The following is a 17,038-nucleotide window of genomic DNA, read 5'->3' as shown; positions in this document are numbered from 1 at the left end:
TTTCCATGCGCCCTCAGCGCCGTACCTACAGCAAATCTTTCAAGGCTCAGGTCATTCAGGAGTGTTCTGAACCCGGTGCCTCCATCGCAAACATCGCCTTGGGCTACAGCCTCAATGCCAACCTCGTCCACAAATGGATTCGCCTGCTTACCCAGAAAACCACGGCTATCCAGCCAGCGTTCATCCCGTTGCCTTCTCAAATGCTCGGCGCGGGTTCGCATGCTCAAGCGCGCTGTTCCGATCATGAGTTTGATCCAGTCGGCCCGTAATAATGGGCACGATCCGTATGCCTATCTCAAGGATGTGCTGAGACGGTTGCCGACGCAGCGAGCTAGTGAGATTGCAGAGCTGCTGCCGCATAGGTGGCATCCGGCATAGTCGCGCAAGACGGTTTGCCCGCATGCTTACGTTCAACAGCTCAAGCACCGTCCGCCCTTCGCGGGATCGTTGCCGCCAGAGCCACACGCCGAACTTTTCCACCTTGTCGTCGCCGGCCTGCGGTCAGTCAGGCAAGCCCAGGTGCGAGCCTGTACATAGATTTGTGTAATTGCCTGATTTTGATATGTTCAATTCAACATCAAATGAAGGTTAAATTATGGACGACAAACAATTGCAGGCTCTGGCTAACGAACTGGCCAAAAATCTCAAAACCCCTGAAGATCTCAGTCAGTTCGATCGCCTGCTCAAGAAAATCAGTGTTGAGGCTGCTCTCAACGCTGAACTGACTCACCATCTGGGACATGAAAAAAATCAGCCCAAATCGGGAACCAACTCCCGTAATGGCTATTCCACGAAAACCGTCACCACTACCGACGGGCCGATGGAATTACGTACTCCACGTGATCGTGATGGTTCCTTCGAACCACAACTGGTGAAGAAAAATCAGACCCGCATTACCGGCATGGACAACCAGATCCTGGCGCTGTATGCCAGAGGGATGACTACCCGCGAAATTACCTCAGTCTTCAAAGAAATGTACGATGCAGACGTCTCTCCGGCGCTGATATCGAAAGTCACCGATGCCGCAATCGACCAGGTTGTAGAATGGCAAAACCGTCCTCTGGATGCGATTTATCCCATTGTTTATCTTGACTGTATTGTCCTGAAAGTACGGCAGGACAGCCGGGTTATCAACAGAGCGGTGTTCCTGGCTCTGGGTATTAACCTTGATGGTCAGAAAGAGCTGCCAGGTATGTGGCTGGCCGAAAATGAAGGTGCAAAGTTCTGGCTGAATGTACTGACGGAACTGAAAAATCGCGGGCTGAACGATATCCTTATCGCCTGTGTGGACGGCCTGAAAGGCTTCCCGGAAGCGATTAATGCCGTCTACCCGTGCCTTCACGAGCCCGGGCCATAGCGTCCGCAATCCTTTCGCTGACGATCAATTCTCTTTCCATCTGGTCAGGCTTCGTGTTTAAAGGCCACAGCAGCATGCATGCATATTCGGATTCCCAGTAAAGACTGCCTTCAGAAAAACTCTCAAGGTATTCCTCTGGCAGTGTTTTCCTGAAGAATCCGGCGAAGGCAGCTTTTGTTTCAAATTCAGCAATCAGACTATCCATTTTTTACCGTCCATAAATTGCTCAGATAGCGCTCAAGCTCAGCCGGATCGTCATTTCGCGTCCGGCTGAGCAGAGGATTAAGGGGGAAAAGCCAGGCTCTACGCGTAGAACGTGGCACTGCGAAAGAGTCCGCCTCCGCCGCGGGTTCAGCAATATTGGCACGGGTCAGGTCCTGTCGGATTGAACGACCGTGTGAAGGCAGGTCATCTTCCACATCAGCAAACACGCTCAGGTCGCAATGCTGGCCCCCATCCTGTATCCACCGGGTCAGTATGGCGTCAACCTGCGTGTCACTCATTTCATCAGGCAACCATCCCATCACTGACTCAGGTATCCCCTCACCGTTCCATAAAAGATGACCAGTCACGGCATGATTACCATTCCAACTGACGCTGGGGTGCATGGAAAGGTAGCTGAGCGCTCTGATCACTTTACGCATACCCCGGCGCTGCTGAAGGAATGTGTTCACCTGCGGATAGACATAGGACCTGGGCCCACTCAATGCATAATGAACAAAATAGCTGGCATAAGGGGGGTTACAGGTAACCAGCGCGTGGCGAAATGCATTCACCCCCTCTTGCACAAGCCATTGAGGGGGATCGGTAAACGGATCCAGTAGCACCCGCTGAAGCTCAAGCTGTATACCATCCTCTACCTCGTAAAAACACCCATTGTGCCATTGCCACAGGTAACAAAATGTCGCGACAAATTCATCGTCCGCCGAATTAAGCCGAAGGCAGAACATCGCACAGGTGACGCCCTTGTCCCGGATTAACAGGGCCGGTATCGGCCCGTTATCGGCATGCAAAAGATCACAACTTGCACTGGCAGGATAAATGCCGGAGGCATGACGTATGCCATCCGTAATCTCCACCAAGGACTGATGGCAGAAAATGACCCCCAGAAAACGCTTCTGACGCAGGCTCTCAAAACGACGGATTTGTGCATTAAAACGCTCCTGCGTCAGCGCACAGGATGATGAGACCAGAAGAACATTGGGCCGCCGGTGACCGTCATCAGCAATGCTCAGAGATAGACGGTCATCCAGTACCGTGCCGGAAGAACCGGCCGGGGTGTAATAATCTGTGTTCAGAACGGGCCAGAGATTGACATCATTAAACGCTAGGCGAAGCGCGCGCCCTGCATATCTCAGCGTGTCATCGCAGTCGCAGGTTTCCAGTAAAATAAAGCGATGAATATCGCCCGCACCAGACCTTATCCAGCACCAACCAGCCTGATACTGAGCCCTTTCCGGGAAAAGCTCCACGCTGTCAGCACAAAGCCAGCCGTCGTTTTTCCAGGTGTTTAGCACGGTACCGGGCACGATGCCGCAGCCTGCCTGTAAGATAACAGTGCCCTGACAGTCACTGATAAGCGCATCAATGGAGCCCTGGTCAGCAGGGTCAAAAGCATTCGCGGGACAGAGCAGCATAATCGGGTAGTTTCCAGCCACCTCGGGCATTTTCTCTTTTAGGAAATCCCCCAGCATACGCACAGGAAGTTTTTCGCCCGCCGGAAAAATAAATGCGTTCAGCCGCCCTGCGGATAACAGGTTTTCATTTCCGTAATGGGTATAAACGTTTTCCGCATGTATTGCTCGTACATCCGACGCGATAGCTCCCCCTGGATACACCTCCCGGAAAAAATCCAGAACGCTCTTTTGAGAAAAATACACTTCACGGCGAAAATAGATGCCCATGAGGTTGTCGGACGCACGCACAAGTGGCGAGAGCGATTCACGGGTGTAAAGCTCAATTTTCAGTCGCTCAAACTGCGGATGCACCATGTCATATAATTCCTCTCCGGTTTTTTTCTTAAGCTGCGAGGAGTTTTTGAGCAACGCATATTTGTTCCGGACGGCAACTAGTGCTTTAACGTAATCCGTTTTCCGGTTGATAAAATCGGCCAGCGCAGTACTATTTCGCTTGAAATACTGTTGTGTTTCGCCGTTGACGTTATCAGAAACCACCAAAATATAGCGAAATGGGAGACCGTCAGGAGGAAGCAAATCACTTAAGATCAGGCTGCGCAGGCAGATTTTTATCCACTCATCGCGAACTTCTGGCATGGTAAACGCTTTCGAACTGTATCGTTTACATTGCACGATGCCCGCAATCACTTGGTCTTTCATCAGTTGAACGTCGATACCGTTATCGGATCCATCGTTTATCCGAAAGGCCGTGTCATACCAGTCCCAGTTCGCCTCAACCTTTTTCTCATCAAATAAATCTCGGACAATTAATTCGAATGCTCTGGGGTCAAGCGTACCAAAAGGCAACTGTCCGCAGTCATGAGCATAAATATCCCGGGCATTGTTGTGAGCCAGCGCTCTTTCCCGATCATCGTCTTCATCGCTGTAAATACGAATACTGGCGTCCATTTACCATCCCTCAGACAACGTAGTCACTATTTTTTGTGTCATTTTAAGATACTTTACTCCCAATTAAGCCGGGTACAAAGCCTGAAATGCTCAGAATTTCATCGCCTTCAGTAACGGGGTATTTACCGCACGCCATGTTTTAATGCCTGGCAGGTCCTTGCGAGATTAGAAGTTGCCAATGCTAAATCAATACGTTGGAGCGCATTCGGGTTAAAACCTGTGACGGCCCGGGCAGCGCGACTAACCTTTCAGCTTCTCCCTACAGTCAAATAAAGCTGGCGAGAACGACTCACTAATCCATCTCAATGCGTAATAAGTCATGAGGAATCGTTAATTTACTATTGCACCCTCTTTTATCAGCAAAGACGTTCGTTTAAATTTAGAGCCTGAAAACGTATTTAGTCAGCATGCATTGAATCGCCATTATGATTACCAATCAATTATTAATTGCAAATAGCAATACTTAAGCAAAAAAATGATGACAGGAGAGTGCGCAATGACGGATTAAAAACATCAAAGAATTAGCTTTAGATAATATTAATTTCTTTGAATTTCTAAACATTGATTGTCACTTACAAAAAACCCACATTGCGATAGAATAACACCACTCTTTTTTCTTAATCAGTCACAAAAAATACTTTTTATTTTCCCTGCTTAACCAGATTACCTCTAAACAGGGCATAATCAGTATAGTCTGGAACGATAATTATCCGCGTATCCGCGACAATAATCACCACTAACTGGTATATAAACTACGGGCGATGCTAGAACGTCACAATTTGTCCGCCAGACACATCTTTACGATCCCGAATCATAGGCTCAAACTCAATGAACCCCTGTTGCACTCCCTTGCAGGGGTCGAAACCGTTATCACGACGACGCGAATAAATGACGCCGGAAGACCCGCGATTACCCGATGCACAGATCAGTGCCCTGTTTTTCAGCGTCAAAGGGATCCTATATGAGAGTCAGAACACAAAACGTCTGACCATCCTTGCATCCCGCGCCGCGCAGTTTATCGTTGCCGAAGGCGATGGACTTCTGTACAACGAGGAGAATGTCATCCGTATTTTCTCTGACCTCGTGATCATTATAAGCAGGGGCGTTACAAATTGACCTGCTCCCTGTTAATCAACGCTAAGTGCCTGTTAGCTACTTCCGCTTTTGGTATATAGCGGATCTTCAACCCAGTGAGCTCGCCCATTCTGTTCAAGTAGTGGACAATGAAAGAAAAGATAGCGGGTCAGACTAACCTTACGAAGGCTATCTAAATCTTTGTACGAACATCTCTTCAAGCATCTGAGGCCCTCAGCTCGCACCTTGAATTAATTTTGATGCATTTTTCCTTAGCTGGAGCATTGGAAAGTGGCGCGATTACCGGCGTTTTGTTTTACTGGCTGTACACAGATTCGATAACGCATTTATTCTCGACTATCGTAAACCTGCCCCTCGCATTCGCGCCTCCAGTTCATCCAGAAATGGGGAACGCCCCAGACGCATAGGGCCATAGCGACCGTCAACAAAACCGGAATACAGCATATGCACTTCGTCCCGTGCGCGGGTCAGCCCCACATAGAAAAGACGACGGCTTTCACGCAGCTTCTCTGGCGTCTCATTACGCCACGGCAAATTCCCCAGATCTAAGCCGACCATGATGACCACGTCATATTCGCAACCTTTGGCTGAGTGAAGTGTCAGCAAATTGAGGTGCTCGGGTGAACCGTCACGACCACCTAGGCTCGTGATATCCAGCATCGCTAACGCACCGCCTTCGGCAAGTGCAGCAGTCATGCGATCTATTTGCTCACCCTGATCAGAAAGCGTCGGTTCAGTTGCCAGCAGGGAATCAACGAGACCATTGCGCAACGACGCGACAAAATCGCACGCAGGATATTGGTCGGCACGAAGTACCCAAAGCAGCCTGGTTAACTCCTGCCCTTTACGCCGGGCGCACGCATCATCCAGCCTTGCCCGATGAAATGCCAGATAACGGTCTATCAATCCGCGCAGTTGAGGGCGCCCGATACGCCAACCGCCAGCACACCATGCCGCGCAATCCTCTACCCAGTTCGTCAAGGCAACCTTGCGATAAGGTGCTGCGGTGTCCACACGAATGTAATCAAAACCGCCAGCGGTCACAGCATCGGCTACCACATCGCCTGCACGGTAGTCCTTGTACAGAATGGCGATGTCACCCAGCGTTCGACCCGGCTTAGCAGCCAACGCAGCAGGAATAATTTGCGCGACAGCATGGACAGCCTGATCCACCAAACCATCCGGGCACAGCTGGAACGCAATGGTTGTCTGGCGGTTCGGGTCGTTTGCTCGATAACCACGAACCTCACCCAACACCATCTCCGATGCATTGACGATGCCCGCCCCTGATCTATAGTTCAACTGGAGCCGAACTGTTTCAACGTCTCCCCTGCCTGCCAGTTCTAGGAGTAACGCACCATCGGCACCAGTGAAACCGTAAATCGATTGGTCTGCATCACCCACAGCAAATAAGCGTACGCCTCCCTCGAAAGCCAGGCGTTTAACCATACGGTGAAGCGCCACGCCCAAATCCTGATATTCATCCACCGCAAGGATCGGAAATTTCGCCTGTACTAGGGGCAGAACCCAATCATGCTCAATGATCAGACGCTGGCCGAATATCACCATATCGTCGTAGTCTATTAGTCCTTGCTGCCGCAATGCCGCTTCGTAGGCCTCGGCCCATGCAGCGAGTTCCTCCTCTGCACGCCAAGCAACGCTGTTGCGATTCAACACCGAACGGCGATGCCGTCCGAGATCCATAGCCTTATAGGGATGGTTTGCACCAAAGAGACGGTCACCAGATTGTCTAAGTAACCGTTCGCTCTCGCGCTGAGACGCTACTGACAGCGGAAATGGGATTGGCAGATCGGCCAGTCGTCCATAGGGCATCAACAGATGGCGCAAGCAGAACCCATGAACGGTTCCAATAAAGAGATTCGGTGCCTCTCTGAGCCCCAGCGCTTCGAGACGACGGGTTAGCTCGCGTGCGCATTCTTGGCTATATGTGATACATGCCGCACCACGTGGAGCTTGAACATCCTCAGCCAGGATTCGGGCCAGCTTCAGCACAAGCGTCTTTGTCTTACCACTCCCAGGCCCCGCGAGCACCACGCAGTGTCCCTGGGAGTGATACGCGGCTAACTGGCCCGGATTCCCAACCAGCTCGGCAGCCTGAGCTAAGTAGGCTGCACTGACACTACGTGACGGCATCGCAGATATACTCCAGTGCTTCACGAATGTAATCCGGGCATACATCCTCCGACACCAAAGGTGCCAGCGCCTGGGCGAACCGCCCTTTGCCAATTCGCTCAATTAGTTCCAACAACCGGACATTATCAAGCTGGTTCGAGTCATCCACCCAAGTCTGTATCCTGTTCAGAGTAGCTCGTCTAGGAGACAATTCCTGCTCGATCACCGACTTCATGGCTTCGCCCAGTCCACCGGTAAACAGCTCTGGCTCCAGAGTGGTCTCATTGACGAAGCATCCATACTCCCCGGCAAGCTCAATCACCTCATCATCATCCATACCATCATGCTCAACATCCTCCTCAAGCACCTCGAGAATATTGATGAACCGCCTACGAACTAGTGGAGGGCCGTTCTCCATAGGATCGCGGTCTGTCAGAATCACGTGCGGAATATTAAGCCCCCGTGGCCCCAAGAGCTTCACATACGGAGTGAAATTTGTTCCACCGATCGAACACACTGTGATCCCAAGCATATCGAGGGGAATATTAAGAGCATCGGCGAATGCCGGGACAAGAAAGCGTTCGGCATCTCCTTCCACCAGGATCACACCACGTGAAAAAAATATTTCGCCGCGGGTGACGTCGATATAGCGCTGCAGATCATTTTCGTCCCGCGGAGTAAACGGTGCGTTTGCCGTTGAAACCGCAATCGTCTTCCCTTCCTCCGGATCATGGCGCAGCAAGACGATGGATCTGATTGGTGTGACGCTGGCAATATGTGGGGAATGGGTGGTCAGGATCGTTGTCAGCGGCGTCCCTTCATCACCATTCTCCCCGTCAGTACCCAGGAAATAACGGTAGACCAGACGCTGTACGTGCGGATGCAAGTGTGCTTCCGGCTCCTCGACGACGAAAAACGTATGGTCTCGTTCTCCATTATCAACAAGACGATCAAGTTCGAGGCTTTTCAGGGCCAGAAAAATCAGATTCGCCGTCCCCAGACTGGCATCGCCAATGCCACGAATGCCACTATCAAGCAGCAAACGCAGGCTACGTAGCAGCACATCAACGCGAGTCGGTGCAAGTCCGAGCGATACCGGAACGGCATGTTGCTCACCTGCGATAGCAATCAACCTTTGGCTAATTCGTTCGGCTGTCGCTGCCACCTCATCATGATCAGCCAGTTCCCGTTGAGCCTCATCAACCTGAGTTTGAATCTCCTCACGAGTCTCGTCGTCCAGAGATGCGGACAGTTCTTCAATAAGCGGTCTTAAGGGTGAATTACGCCAGCTTGAAAGATCCTTCTCGGCATCACGCAACGCGCCTTGAACATCGATGGGCAACATACGGCGAAACGCACCACCAATATGCATGTCAGGATCAGCACCACCAAAGATCACATACTCATAATCTTTTAACGATTCAGGAGCTCGATTTAACTCGGCTTTGGGCTGAAAGCGGTAGGTAAGACGGGCCACCATCGGAGGTCCCGGATTTAGGACACAGTCATTCAGATGAGCCATCAATCGGGGATCGTCAGTGAAATCAGTAAGATCCAATGAAATTTCGATGGTCTCCCCCAATTTGTCTTCGCCCAATCCATCCCAAAAATGTTCAAAACCCAGTTGACGGTCACGCTCAGACAACCCTGGGTCAAGAATCAGCTGCAGGCCGCGAATAAAATTGCTCTTGCCAACCTTGTTTTCACCAACAATAACAATACTCTCACCCGTTTCAACATCAACATCGGAGAAGTTGGCGAAATTAATTAACCGGATTCGGGAAATCCGCATTACTGCCTTCCTATCTTTTTGATTATCTTCCAAAAATAAGAGTAGCACTCAAACCGCAAGAGCCTGCCTGGCACGACCAAATCTGCTGAGGGATACGGTAGCGATCAAAACGGTTATTGGTCATGGCACATTTTTGCTGTTCAAATCTATGCGTCCAACGAAGGTAACGGCTCATCGTAACAGAGAGCTAAACCATGCCTATGATCCATCTCACAAAGTGGCTGTTTGTCGTCACTGTCTTGCTCAGAGACTGCGCGACCTGATGTTGCAGGTAATCGACGTGGCATTGCCGGAAGATTCCCACGCACCAGCGATACGGCACGATTTCAACAGACATTGACCGGCCTACTACTAAAAGTAATACAGTACAGACTTAACACCGTCTCTGACCAAGGTCTCATGAGGAGGAGTATGAACAAGCACTATCATGGTCAGTCCGTAATCTAAACACTTGTTGCTTTTTTAAAAGATTCCAGAAAATTTCATGCCCTCATTACCCCTGTGAATAGTCGGAATATCTGATCCCGGCGCTATCATTTCACAGGAGTAAACTATGTCCGATTCCCCCGACACGCAGTCCGCCAGCGATGCCCTACGATCCTCGCTTTCATTCTTATCCCAACACGCTTGCGATCGAATTCTTTCCAGACTCCAGCACGCAATTCATTACGAACCCGTAATCGGCATCATGGGTAAAACTGGTGCCGGTAAATCTTCACTCTGTAATGCTCTATTCCAGCAACCGGTATGTCTTACCAGTGATCTCATGGCCTGCACCCACGAACCTCAGCGGCTGGTGCTGACTGTTGGTGCACGCAGCATGACGCTGGTTGATTTGCCTGGAGTGGGAGAGACTCCAGAAAAGGATGAAGCCTATCTCTCAATGTATCAGCAACTACTCGCTGAACTGGATTTGATTATCTGGGTCATCAGAGCCGACGACCGTGCACGGGCAACGGATATCGCCACACATCGGGCTCTGCTGAACGCCAGTGCCGACCCATCGAGATTTCTATTTGTGCTGTCCCAAGCTGACCGTGTACCACCAGTACCCGATGGAAAAGAATGGCAGGTGCTCCCCGATGCAGAGCAGTGCCTGTCTCTGGCCGCTATCAGCTCACTGGTTGCCGTACAGCTCCCCTCCTCTTTTCCTGTAATGCCTGTATCCGCACATACCGGCTACAACCTGTCAGCTCTGGTGGAGCTGATGGTACATGCCTTGCCTACGCGGGCCAGTAGCGCAGTCTATCGGCAGCTGAAATCTGACCATAAAAGCGCTGAAAGCGACTCTGCCGTGCGGCAGCGATTTGGTGAATTAGCTGGTAGCGCTTTTGATTCCGTGATGGACCAAAACTCGCTGCCGTCATGCTGGCGGGCTTTGCTATGCCGGTTACGTGAAAAATTGGTGCAGTTAGCTACTGGCCTCTGGGACAAACTCTTCGGCTGAATGCGGTATTCAGGGCCAAAAATTGACTGTTAAAAACTAGTTTATTGATCTGTAAAAACGTTCGATAATTAAATATCGATCGTTTTTATCTATTAAAAAATCGATAAATCATCCCTCTATTGATCGCTTTTACCTATCAAAAACAAGGGTATTTTCCTCACAGAAGTCTTCAGGAGTCTGGCAGGTAGGGAGACAGGAATAACGACATGGACATTAATCACACATCAGCGTTTTATCCGCTTGTTATCCCCTCGTGACTACTCCTGATCAACCCACAAGGTGATATATGAAAATTCAGACAGCCATTGCAATTGTGTTATCTGCCGCTTCCGTATCGGCTCAGGCTGGTAATTGGGCTGTGAAAAACGGCTGGTGTCAGACCATGACTGATAATGGTCAAGCGCTGGTGATGCTGAAAAATGACACTATTGGCATATTCGGACAGCTTCAAGGTTGCCCTAATGGTCCTCAGGAATTAATGGGGAGCCGCATTAGTGTCAACGGCAATATGGTTCCCACTTCCCAGATGTGCAACCAGCAAACAGGATTTAAAGCAGTTGAAGTCGAAGGGGGGCAGGCTACTACGGCAGCTAAAAAGGCAATTGTCTCCATTGCCAGCCAGGAGGTTTCAACCCTGCAAGTTTTTGGCGGACAGATGACTTTCACCCGTGGCGACATGATGAGCGTCTGCCCGAAATACGTCTCTGCTCTTCCCACCAGCGCCGGGAGCAGTTCACCAGAGATAAATAAAGGTTCAGTCATGAAAGCAGCCAAACAGGCGTATACAAAAGAGTATGACAGCGAAACCGCTGAGGCCGCTGATTTTGGCAGCTATGAAGTGAAGGGAAATACAGTGGTATTTGAAGTCTACAATGCTGGATATCGAACCTACGACAAGGTAGTGGTCACTGTAGGCAATGATGGCAAGGCCACCAGTGCAAAAGTAGAATATATGGGTCGTTAACATATTCGAATAACGCCGTTAGCAGTATCAGAGGTCATGTTCTTTCGGGAGCATGGCCTTTTTCATTTTATGCCGATGAATTCAGAAAAGGAGTTATCTATGCGCTTAGCTTCCCGCTTTGGCAGGGTCAATCTTATCCGTCGCGACCGTCCATTAACGCACGATGAAATGATGAACCACGTTCCCAGTGTATTCAGCGCTGAAAAGCATGAATCCCGTAGTGAACGATATACCTGCATTCCAACTATTACTCTACTTGAAAGCCTGCAACGGGAAGGTTTTCAGCCGTTCTTCGCCTGTCAGGCCCGTGTTCGCGATCCCGGTAAACGTGAGCACACTAAACACATGCTTCGTCTGCGTCGGGAAGGCCAAATCACGGGTAAGCAGGTGCCAGAAATCATCCTACTGAACAGCCACGATGGTTCAAGTTCTTACCAGATGCTGCCGGGATTATTTCGCGCGGTTTGCCAGAACGGGCTGATATGCGGTGAGAGTTTTGGCGAGGTGCGAGTACCGCATAAAGGAAACGTGGTAGAGAAAGTGATTGAAGGAGCTTATGAAGTGCTTGGGGTTTTTGACCGAATTGAAGAAAAGCGTGACTCAATGCAAAGCCTCATGCTTCCCCCTCCGGCTCAACAAGCATTTGCGAAAGCGGCGTTGACCTATCGTTTTGGAGAGGAGCATCAGCCAGTAACCGAAGAACAAATCCTTGCGCCACGTCGCTGGCAGGACGAATCCAGCGATCTGTGGACCGTGTTCAATCGGCTACAGGAAAACCTGATAAAAGGTGGTTTGAGCGCTCGTACTGCCCAAGGCAAGCGTAGCCATACCCGCGCAGTGAAAGGGATCGATGGCGATCTGAAGCTTAACCGTGCTTTGTGGGTGATGGCTGAGCAAATGCAGCAGGCGCTGGGCTGAAGAGACTGCCGACTGAAAAAGGAGGATAAATGAGCACTGTAATATCACTGATACCCGCATCCGCTCCCGCCGTACCACTAGCCTTAACGCCATATGCACAGCGAACAATTCAAAGGGCCTTGAACCTGCTGGATAAACACCTGCGACAGCCCGGCGTGTCATTCCTCTCCGCAACCGAAACCCGTGACTGGTTGCGGTTAAAGATGGCTGTGCTGGAGCGGGAAGAGTTTGTCGCTCTGTTTTTGGATAACCAGCATCAGTTGCTGGCCTGCGAAACTCTGTTCACCGGCACCATCAACCATACTGAGGTCCATCCTCGCGAAATCGTAAAGGCAGCTCTGCGGCATAACGCAGCAGCGGTGATCCTCGCGCATAACCATCCCTCCGGCATGGCAGAGCCCAGCAGGGCAGACCGACTGCTCACCAGCAACCTGCAAAACACGCTGTTACTGGTTGATGTGCGGGTTCTCGACCATCTCATCATCGGCCACCGAGAGATCGTCTCGTTTGCCGAGCGGGGATGGCTATGAAAATCATCAGCAAGCGCCAGGCGATGATGCTTTACCGCCAAACGCCCGGTTCACGTCTGGCAACGTACTGTAAAGGTCGTTACCGCTGGACCGGTAGCGTCTGCCATTACACCGGTCGCCACGTCCAGGATATCAGCGGCGTACTAGCCGTTTTTGCTGAACGTCGTCAGGACCGCGACGGCCCGTATGCCATCCTGCGTAGCGTGACGCTACGATAAGTCTGGAATATCACGATGACTAAAGAACCTGTTCAGGAACACGTTTGGGGTTTACACAGTCAAACCGTTCCATCATTCAGCGTCCGGTTAGTTCAGGAAGGTCGACGGCTGCATTTTCTGGCCGACCGTGCCACGCTTCTCGGCACATTCAGCCCGGAACAATCCACAGCGCTGGATGCGATCTTCCCGGCATTAACCCAGGATATGGAAACCGCTCTGCTTAGCGGCAAACTCGACCCACGTGAGGCTAAACAATACATCCATACCCGCAACGGTTTCGCCTGCGAGTCAGATACGTTGGGGAGTTGCGGTTACGTTTACATCGTAATTTATCCTCAATCAGAAACTAGCTAGAACCTCCTCAATACTCGTTTATCAGGACTCAACGCATGCAAATTTCAACTGCACCGACCACGGTGCCTGTTTCGTCACGCCTGTCGCCTATCGAGGTCTGGCAGATACTACTCAAACATCTTCTGGCACAACACTATGGTCTAACCCTTAATGACACTCCGTTCAGCGATGAAAGCACTATTCGTGAACATATCAATGCTGGTATCTCACTCAGCAACGCAGTGAATTTTATCGTCGAAAAATATGAGCTGGTACGTACTGACCGTAGTGGATTTACGATTATGGAGCAGTCTCCCTTCATCAGCAGTATCGACATTCTTCGTGCCCGCCGGGCCACTGGATTGATGAAACGTCAGGGTTATAAATCCATCAGCAATATCACTACTGGTCACCTTCTCTAGGAGAGACATTTACGATGATTATTCCAGCCCCACCCGAGAAATATGCATCTGTAGCCGATGTATAACACTTCATTCTCCTAATCCCACCACCCGCGCCAGCCTTTCTAACGCTGGCGTTTTTTTGTTTGCACATAAACACAGCTATAGCTATTCCCGCTACTAATAGCGGGAATAGCTATAACATGAATTTTATTCGTAAAAATCAGGGAGAAAATAGCCCAACGTTTGGCTGGCTACCTGAGGAAAACTAGATCGCTGAGAAGAATTTTGCGTTGATTAACGTAGATTAAATTCACTTACACCCGCCGTTACATTGATTAAGGCTGGTTTGTGAAAAGAAGGAGGATATTTACCTAACCACTTGATTTAAATGGTGCGATAATAGGAGCAAAACACAGCCTCAGTGCATTGTTTTATATAACAAAAAAAAATTAACAACGAAATAATGCCCCCTAAAATGCCCCCCCCACCTTGTTTGTGGCTACACCTTCATTGAGATTCATAGAGCATGTGTCAAAACAAAAAATACAAAGCTGTTATAGCTTATATAAAAAGATAGTTTATATTTTTCATGATTCACTATGATTAATGAAAATCCGCACATTATTCGTCAATACATGAGAATATTCAATTGTGGTGAAAATATCACCACAATATTTATCAGCTATTTTTTGCATTGTCTGCAGCTACTTTACCGCATCCTTTGCAAGGCTTTCATAATAGAACTGAGTCAGTTGCGAAGTTAAAAAGTCATCCATCAATATTTTAATAAACAGATCTTTTGAAACTTTAGTATCAAGGGCGATTTTTGTACCATCTTCGTTAAATCTTATTCTGTTGATTAATACAGGATAGGTCTTACAAAACTCAATAATTTTTTCATTTTCAATCTTGGCTAATATAACTGGAGAAGATTTTGCTATTCTAGTTAACTTTCGCGCATATTTTATATCATCTATTAACTCTTTTATCACCTCTATATCAGTGATAATATTCATCCCTTCAATGGCAGTCATGCCAAGAGTGGCTTCTTTTTTAATAACCTCATGAAAACCAAACATTTTTTCGATTAATTTAAGATCCACTACATATAAATCATTTTCTACTTTAATAATTTGGAAGTTATCACTTACCCTGAAGAAGTCATCCTTAATTTCTTCAAGTCTTGTAGCTGATTTTTTTAGAAAAAAACCAGTACGAGAGAAAATATTAACTGGAGCCATGGTTTTGTAGAGTACAATTTGCTGATCTGCATTACCAATGCAAACTAGCAATACTCTGATATCTTCTATTTGTTGTGTTTTGAAATCAAAAACGGCTTCACCTGGTTGTCCAAGCATATTTTGCATAGAGGTTAACTCATCAGGCCATCCTATATCATATTGATAAATAACATTATTTCTTTCATCCGCTGACGATAGAGGCAAAACACTAAGATCGCCATCATCAATGATATTATTCTTAATACTATCTAAAAATAACTCTTTTAAGCTATCCTGAGCGCTCGCTTCGATATCCATACGATATGCGTCAGGGCTGCTTTTAAGAATAGCGTAAATAATTACAGAAACATCATCTTTATTATTTATATAATAACTCAGATTGTCATCTAAGTCTTTCTTATCCATTTGCTGTGGTGACATACTTAATCCTTAATCTCCAGAATAGTAAACTCTTTCATCAAGCACAATATAACTTACCATGTCATTTTCTTTCAATTGTCGCCTAGTAATTAATATCAACCCTGTTTTATTAATACCTCCAGTTATACTAACGTCCAACTTATAAATATTAAACCCCAATAAAGCCAAGGAAGGATTGGCATAAAACAAATCCGTTTTAATATAAATCACCCCCATGATTATTAAGAGAACTGCCAGAACGATAACATATCTCTCTTTTTCAAAATCAAAGGTAATTAACGGAATAATATATGTAGCTAAGAAAGTTAGATGCTCGTAATTTATTTTCTCTATCTTTATTATTTTTAATGGGAGCTCTACAGTTTTATTAGTATCATATTTAAATCTACGGTAGGCAATCCAACAATAAATGAGCAACCCAAGACATACCAAGGGAACAACATTATTTTTCAATAACAAAGACCAGCCGATAAACTCACATTTAGCACCAAAACATACAGGGAATCTTAATGTAATAAAAATGAAAAAACAGAATAAAATAGCCAGCGATAGAATATATAAATCAATTTTACGCCTAACATACTCCTTTGTTTCTTTTGAATCATTTTTCATATTAACACCTTTATAACTAATACTTTTGTAAAAATATAAATACTAATAATATCTCCCAAAAAATAAAAATATAGAATACCAGTTCTATAGGCACATCAACACTATTCAATTGGAACACAAAAACAGTAATATTTCTCTAAATCGAGCATATACTCTTTCATATCACAATTCAAACATGTCTATCACATAATAGATGAAAAAATTAATAGTTGAAATTATGAATCATTGTTGACCAAAAAAACTTCATATGACCAAAATCGCACTACACCGCACCCGCCTGCGGTTTTCAGATCGCAAAAATTTTTCAGTTGGGATTTTTTACAAATGATAGCGCCAGACCGCGCCACAACTGGGGATTTACAGCGAGCAGAGAACTGAAAAGAATGAAAAGAATTTCAGCTTTTTTCAGTTTAGCTTTACTCCAAAATCGTAAGCACTTGAATTAAGCTATTGATAGTAAAGGGATATAAATTTTTAGGTGAGATTTTTCATGATAACTGACGGCACACTTAAAAGTTAACAAACTGATTCTTATAGACATTTTTTCTTAAGCTGCTGAAATTTAATGAACCGAAGCCGGGAAAATTTTAGTTACTCCCGGCGAACCGTTCAGTGACTCTCTTTGGCTGCCATCAGGAGTTCTAATGCTTTTTGTCGCTCGTCCGGTGGCAGGGCATCCATTAGCTCTTTAATCCGTCCCTGACCGCGCAAAGCGCTGGGACTAATCGTGTGTGAGAAGGAAACGTTCATCACAAACGTGTGCCCACACTCTACATTTGAGCAATAACAGTACACATCTGATAATTTGGGGTGCTTTCGGTTTGTTTTCCTCACCGTTGCCGCAGACATACACTCCGGGCAGTAAATTTTCATCACTCGCATAGCTAAACCTCTGTTGCCTGCCAGAAGAAGGGATTTTGGTTCCCTCCCTCTTGTTCTGAACGTGTAACACTGGTAACACGTGTAACATCGTTGATTTAATTGAAATT

16 protein-coding genes and 2 pseudogenes are annotated in these 17,038 nt (G+C 47.5%); 11 read left to right on the top strand and 7 right to left on the bottom strand.

All coding sequences use genetic code 11. From position 1 onward, the window contains the following. Positions 1–5: 5 nt before the first annotated feature. The 3 genes and pseudogenes from ACOTYB_RS17265 to ACOTYB_RS17255 form a co-directional block, all read left to right on the top strand. Entirely contained in the window at positions 6–269 is a 264-nt protein-coding gene (locus ACOTYB_RS17265) for a transposase (protein WP_071601456.1), read from the top strand. Beyond that, positions 214–378: pseudogene (locus tag ACOTYB_RS17260) on the top strand (transposase domain-containing protein); the annotation flags it as partial. The gene ACOTYB_RS17265 and the pseudogene ACOTYB_RS17260, both read left to right, overlap by 56 nt. Before the next feature lie 217 nt (positions 379–595). Beyond that, a pseudogene (locus ACOTYB_RS17255) lies at positions 596–1,333 on the top strand (IS256 family transposase); the annotation flags it as partial. Here the strand turns inward: ACOTYB_RS17255 and ACOTYB_RS17250 are convergent. Both ACOTYB_RS17250 and ACOTYB_RS17245 read right to left on the bottom strand, forming a co-directional pair. Beyond that, on the bottom strand, positions 1,317–1,562 hold the full coding sequence (locus ACOTYB_RS17250) for a hypothetical protein (RefSeq protein WP_220153598.1): 246 nt from the start codon (positions 1,560–1,562) through the stop codon (positions 1,317–1,319). The pseudogene ACOTYB_RS17255 and the gene ACOTYB_RS17250 overlap by 17 nt on opposite strands. Beyond that, positions 1,555–3,942: an ABC-three component system protein gene (locus ACOTYB_RS17245; RefSeq protein ID WP_409248961.1), complete on the bottom strand. Its 2,388-nt coding sequence runs from the start codon at positions 3,940–3,942 to the stop codon at positions 1,555–1,557. Before ACOTYB_RS17245 ends, ACOTYB_RS17250 begins: the two co-directional genes overlap by 8 nt. A gap of 888 nt (positions 3,943–4,830) precedes the next feature. Between ACOTYB_RS17245 and ACOTYB_RS17240 the strand changes: the two genes are divergently transcribed. Next, a complete protein-coding gene (locus tag ACOTYB_RS17240; RefSeq protein WP_032977009.1) occupies positions 4,831–5,058 on the top strand; it encodes a hypothetical protein in 228 nt (75 codons plus the stop codon). Between the two features lie 315 nt (positions 5,059–5,373). Here ACOTYB_RS17240 and ACOTYB_RS17235 read toward each other — a convergent pair whose 3' ends face one another. Further along, positions 5,374–7,191 carry an ATP-dependent helicase gene (locus ACOTYB_RS17235; RefSeq protein WP_007791095.1) on the bottom strand — a complete coding sequence of 606 codons (1,818 nt, stop codon included), beginning with the start codon at positions 7,189–7,191 and terminating at the stop codon, positions 5,374–5,376. Next, the gene (locus ACOTYB_RS17230; RefSeq protein ID WP_007791092.1) at positions 7,178–8,962 is read right to left on the bottom strand and encodes an ATP-dependent nuclease; all 1,785 of its coding nucleotides are present in this window, start codon (positions 8,960–8,962) and stop codon (positions 7,178–7,180) included. Before ACOTYB_RS17230 ends, ACOTYB_RS17235 begins: the two co-directional genes overlap by 14 nt. 553 nt (positions 8,963–9,515) lie before the next feature. Here ACOTYB_RS17230 and ACOTYB_RS17225 point away from each other — a divergent pair. The 7 genes from ACOTYB_RS17225 to ACOTYB_RS17195 all read left to right on the top strand — a co-directional run bounded on the left by ACOTYB_RS17225 (position 9,516) and on the right by ACOTYB_RS17195 (position 13,794). Next, positions 9,516–10,409, top strand: coding sequence for a GTPase family protein (locus ACOTYB_RS17225; RefSeq protein ID WP_032977003.1), 894 nt, complete (start codon positions 9,516–9,518; stop codon positions 10,407–10,409). A 286-nt stretch (positions 10,410–10,695) separates the two neighbouring features. Further along, the gene (locus ACOTYB_RS17220) at positions 10,696–11,373 is read left to right on the top strand and encodes a hypothetical protein (protein WP_058690953.1); all 678 of its coding nucleotides are present in this window, start codon (positions 10,696–10,698) and stop codon (positions 11,371–11,373) included. A 99-nt stretch (positions 11,374–11,472) separates the two neighbouring features. After that, entirely contained in the window at positions 11,473–12,291 is an 819-nt protein-coding gene (locus ACOTYB_RS17215) for a DUF932 domain-containing protein (RefSeq protein ID WP_058690954.1), read from the top strand. 29 nt (positions 12,292–12,320) lie between these two features. Beyond that, positions 12,321–12,821 (top strand): RadC family protein, encoded by a 501-nt coding sequence (radC, locus tag ACOTYB_RS17210; protein WP_050555520.1) that lies wholly within the window; start codon positions 12,321–12,323, stop codon positions 12,819–12,821. Then, positions 12,818–13,039, top strand: a complete 222-nt coding sequence (locus ACOTYB_RS17205; RefSeq protein ID WP_007791078.1) for a DUF987 family protein — start codon at positions 12,818–12,820, stop codon at positions 13,037–13,039. The genes radC and ACOTYB_RS17205 overlap by 4 nt, the downstream gene beginning before the upstream one ends. Before the next feature lie 15 nt (positions 13,040–13,054). Continuing rightward, positions 13,055–13,393 carry a type IV toxin-antitoxin system YeeU family antitoxin gene (locus ACOTYB_RS17200; RefSeq protein WP_409248962.1) on the top strand — a complete coding sequence of 113 codons (339 nt, stop codon included), beginning with the start codon at positions 13,055–13,057 and terminating at the stop codon, positions 13,391–13,393. Between the two features lie 35 nt (positions 13,394–13,428). Then, positions 13,429–13,794: a TA system toxin CbtA family protein gene (locus ACOTYB_RS17195; RefSeq protein WP_007791075.1), complete on the top strand. Its 366-nt coding sequence runs from the start codon at positions 13,429–13,431 to the stop codon at positions 13,792–13,794. Between the two features lie 686 nt (positions 13,795–14,480). On the opposite strand, the gene kwaB is transcribed toward ACOTYB_RS17195, so the two are convergent. The 3 genes from kwaB to ACOTYB_RS17180 form a co-directional block, all read right to left on the bottom strand. Beyond that, the gene (gene kwaB / locus ACOTYB_RS17190) at positions 14,481–15,437 is read right to left on the bottom strand and encodes an anti-phage protein KwaB (protein ID WP_050597351.1); all 957 of its coding nucleotides are present in this window, start codon (positions 15,435–15,437) and stop codon (positions 14,481–14,483) included. Positions 15,438–15,446: 9 nt separating this feature from the next. Then, entirely contained in the window at positions 15,447–16,049 is a 603-nt protein-coding gene (kwaA, locus tag ACOTYB_RS17185; RefSeq protein ID WP_032634077.1) for an anti-phage protein KwaA, read from the bottom strand. 609 nt (positions 16,050–16,658) lie between these two features. Further along, positions 16,659–16,931 carry an ogr/Delta-like zinc finger family protein gene (locus tag ACOTYB_RS17180; RefSeq protein WP_023325787.1) on the bottom strand — a complete coding sequence of 91 codons (273 nt, stop codon included), beginning with the start codon at positions 16,929–16,931 and terminating at the stop codon, positions 16,659–16,661. Positions 16,932–17,038: the final 107 nt, after the last annotated feature.

The sequence above is a fragment of the Enterobacter cloacae complex sp. IR5450 genome, assembly GCF_049238665.1.
GTDB classification, from domain to species: Bacteria; Pseudomonadota; Gammaproteobacteria; order Enterobacterales; family Enterobacteriaceae; genus Enterobacter; species Enterobacter hormaechei_C.
Note: the sequence above shows the minus strand (reverse complement) of the source record. Positions and strands in the feature narration are given on the sequence as shown.

Bases quoted from the DNA above. Each gene is read 5' to 3' on its own strand.
- ACOTYB_RS17215 (WP_058690954.1), top strand. From the start codon at position 11,473: ATGCGCTTAGCTTCCCGCTTTGGCAGGGTCAATCTTATCCGTCGCGAC.
- radC (WP_050555520.1), top strand. From the start codon at position 12,321: ATGAGCACTGTAATATCACTGATACCCGCATCCGCTCCCGCCGTACCA.
- ACOTYB_RS17200 (WP_409248962.1), top strand. From the start codon at position 13,055: ATGACTAAAGAACCTGTTCAGGAACACGTTTGGGGTTTACACAGTCAA.
- ACOTYB_RS17195 (WP_007791075.1), top strand. From the start codon at position 13,429: ATGCAAATTTCAACTGCACCGACCACGGTGCCTGTTTCGTCACGCCTG.
- ACOTYB_RS17235 (WP_007791095.1), bottom strand. From the start codon at position 7,191: ATGCCGTCACGTAGTGTCAGTGCAGCCTACTTAGCTCAGGCTGCCGAG.
- ACOTYB_RS17265 (WP_071601456.1), top strand. From the start codon at position 6: ATGCGCCCTCAGCGCCGTACCTACAGCAAATCTTTCAAGGCTCAGGTC.
- kwaB (WP_050597351.1), bottom strand. From the start codon at position 15,437: ATGTCACCACAGCAAATGGATAAGAAAGACTTAGATGACAATCTGAGT.
- ACOTYB_RS17180 (WP_023325787.1), bottom strand. From the start codon at position 16,931: ATGCGAGTGATGAAAATTTACTGCCCGGAGTGTATGTCTGCGGCAACG.
- ACOTYB_RS17230 (WP_007791092.1), bottom strand. From the start codon at position 8,962: ATGCGGATTTCCCGAATCCGGTTAATTAATTTCGCCAACTTCTCCGAT.
- ACOTYB_RS17250 (WP_220153598.1), bottom strand. From the start codon at position 1,562: ATGGATAGTCTGATTGCTGAATTTGAAACAAAAGCTGCCTTCGCCGGA.
- ACOTYB_RS17240 (WP_032977009.1), top strand. From the start codon at position 4,831: ATGACGCCGGAAGACCCGCGATTACCCGATGCACAGATCAGTGCCCTG.
- ACOTYB_RS17245 (WP_409248961.1), bottom strand. From the start codon at position 3,942: ATGGACGCCAGTATTCGTATTTACAGCGATGAAGACGATGATCGGGAA.
- kwaA (WP_032634077.1), bottom strand. From the start codon at position 16,049: ATGAAAAATGATTCAAAAGAAACAAAGGAGTATGTTAGGCGTAAAATT.
- ACOTYB_RS17225 (WP_032977003.1), top strand. From the start codon at position 9,516: ATGTCCGATTCCCCCGACACGCAGTCCGCCAGCGATGCCCTACGATCC.
- ACOTYB_RS17220 (WP_058690953.1), top strand. From the start codon at position 10,696: ATGAAAATTCAGACAGCCATTGCAATTGTGTTATCTGCCGCTTCCGTA.
- ACOTYB_RS17205 (WP_007791078.1), top strand. From the start codon at position 12,818: ATGAAAATCATCAGCAAGCGCCAGGCGATGATGCTTTACCGCCAAACG.